A 2797-nucleotide genomic window follows, 5' to 3' on the forward strand; every position below is an offset into this window, starting at 1 on the left:
GGCGAGTCAGAAACCGTTGATGTAGTCGAAGGACATGCGAAAGGTCCGGCGTAGAGGGTAAGACCCCCGTAGACGAAACATCAGCGGCTTGCTTGCTCATCTCCCAAGTAGCACGGGGCCCGAGAAATCCCGTGTGAATCTGGCGGGACCACCCGCTAAGCCTAAATATTCCCTGGTGACCGATAGCGGATAGTACCGTGAGGGAATGGTGAAAAGTACCGCGGGAGCGGAGTGAAATAGTACCTGAAACCGTGTGCCTACAAGCCGTGGGAGCGTCGGACGTGTTTACACGTCTCGTGACTGCGTGCCTTTTGAAGAATGAGCCTGCGAGTTAGCGGTGTGTAGCGAGGTTAACCCGTGTGGGGAAGCCGTAGCGAAAGCGAGTCCGAATAGGGCGATTGAGTTGCACGCTCTAGACCCGAAGCGGAGTGATCTAGCCATGGGCAGGTTGAAGCGGAGGTAAGACTTCGTGGAGGACCGAACCCACCAGGGTTGAAAACCTGGGGGATGACCTGTGGTTAGGGGTGAAAGGCCAATCAAACTCCGTGATAGCTGGTTCTCCCCGAAATGCATTTAGGTGCAGCGTCGTGTGTTTCTTGCCGGAGGTAGAGCACTGGATAGGCGATGGGCCCTACCGGGTTACTGACCTTAGCCAAACTCCGAATGCCGGTAAGTGAGAGCACGGCAGTGAGACTGTGGGGGATAAGCTCCATGGTCGAGAGGGAAACAGCCCAGAGCATCGACTAAGGCCCCTAAGCGTACGCTAAGTGGGAAAGGATGTGGAGTCGCAGAGACAACCAGGAGGTTGGCTTAGAAGCAGCCACCCTTGAAAGAGTGCGTAATAGCTCACTGGTCAAGTGATTCCGCGCCGACAATGTAGCGGGGCTCAAGCGTACCGCCGAAGTCGTGTCATTGCAGCAATAGGGCCAACGCCTGCTGTGATGGGTAGGGGAGCGTCGTGTGCCGGGTGAAGCAGCAGCGGAAGCTAGTTGTGGACGGTTCACGAGTGAGAATGCAGGCATGAGTAGCGATACACACGTGAGAAACGTGTGCGCCGATTGACTAAGGGTTCCTGGGTCAAGCTGATCTGCCCAGGGTAAGTCGGGACCTAAGGCGAGGCCGACAGGCGTAGTCGATGGACAACCGGTTGATATTCCGGTACCCGCTTTGAAACGCCCAATATCGAATCCATTAATGCTAAGGCCGTGAAGCCGTTCCGGACCCTTCGGGGAAAGGAAAGTGGTGGAGCCGCTGACCCAAGGTGGTAGTAGGTAAGCGATGGGGTGACGCAGGAAGGTAGTCCAGCCCGGGCGGTGGTTGTCCCGGGGTAAGGGTGTAGGCCGAGGGGTAGGCAAATCCGTCCCTCATACAAGGCTGAGACCTGATGCCGAGCCGATTGTGGTGAAGTGGATGATCCTATGCTGTCGAGAAAAGCCTCTAGCGAGTTTCATGGCGGCCCGTACCCTAAACCGACTCAGGTGGTCAGGTAGAGAATACCGAGGCGTTCGGGTGAACTATGGTTAAGGAACTCGGCAAAATGCCCCCGTAACTTCGGGAGAAGGGGGGCCATCACTGGTGATCGGATTTACTCCGTGAGCTGGGGGTGGCCGCAGAGACCAGCGAGAAGCGACTGTTTACTAAAAACACAGGTCCGTGCGAAGCCGTAAGGCGATGTATACGGACTGACGCCTGCCCGGTGCTGGAACGTTAAGGGGACCGGTTAGTGACCTTTCGGGGTTGCGAAGCTGAGAACTTAAGCGCCAGTAAACGGCGGTGGTAACTATAACCATCCTAAGGTAGCGAAATTCCTTGTCGGGTAAGTTCCGACCTGCACGAATGGCGTAACGACTTCTCGACTGTCTCAACCATAGGCCCGGTGAAATTGCACTACGAGTAAAGATGCTCGTTTCGCGCAGCAGGACGGAAAGACCCCGGGACCTTTACTACAGTTTGATATTGGTGTTCGGTTCGGCTTGTGTAGGATAGGTGGGAGACTTTGAAGCTATGACGCCAGTCATGGTGGAGTCGCCGTTGAAATACCACTCTGGTCGTGCTGGATGTCTAACCTCGGTCCGTGATCCGGATCAGGGACAGTGTCTGATGGGTAGTTTAACTGGGGCGGTTGCCTCCCAAAGGGTAACGGAGGCGCCCAAAGGTTCCCTCAGCCTGGTTGGCAATCAGGTGTTGAGTGTAAGTGCACAAGGGAGCTTGACTGTGAGACCGACGGGTCGAGCAGGGACGAAAGTCGGGACTAGTGATCCGGCGGTGGCTTGTGGAAGCGCCGTCGCTCAACGGATAAAAGGTACCCCGGGGATAACAGGCTGATCTTCCCCAAGAGTCCATATCGACGGGATGGTTTGGCACCTCGATGTCGGCTCGTCGCATCCTGGGGCTGGAGTCGGTCCCAAGGGTTGGGCTGTTCGCCCATTAAAGCGGTACGCGAGCTGGGTTTAGAACGTCGTGAGACAGTTCGGTCCCTATCCGCTGTGCGCGTAGGAATATTGAGAAGGGCTGTCCCTAGTACGAGAGGACCGGGACGGACGAACCTCTGGTGTGCCAGTTGTCCTGCCAAGGGCATGGCTGGTTGGCTACGTTCGGGAGGGATAACCGCTGAAAGCATCTAAGCGGGAAGCCTGCTTCAAGATGAGTATTCCCACCTCCTTGAGAGGGTAAGGCTCCCAGTAGACGACTGGGTTGATAGGCCAGATGTGGAAGCCCGGTAACGGGTGGAGCTGACTGGTACTAATAGGCCGAGGGCTTGTCCTCAGTTGCTCGCGTCCACTGTGTTAGTTCTGAA

At 56.3% G+C, this 2797-nt stretch carries 1 rRNA gene; it reads left to right on the top strand.

Annotation, left to right across the window (positions count from 1 at the left end):
* Positions 1-2766 (top strand): 23S ribosomal RNA (locus tag AC0666_RS33905); the annotation flags it as partial.
* Between the last annotated feature and the right edge of the window lie 31 nt (positions 2767-2797).

It is taken from the genome of Streptomyces sp. NPDC043680 (assembly GCF_056436685.1).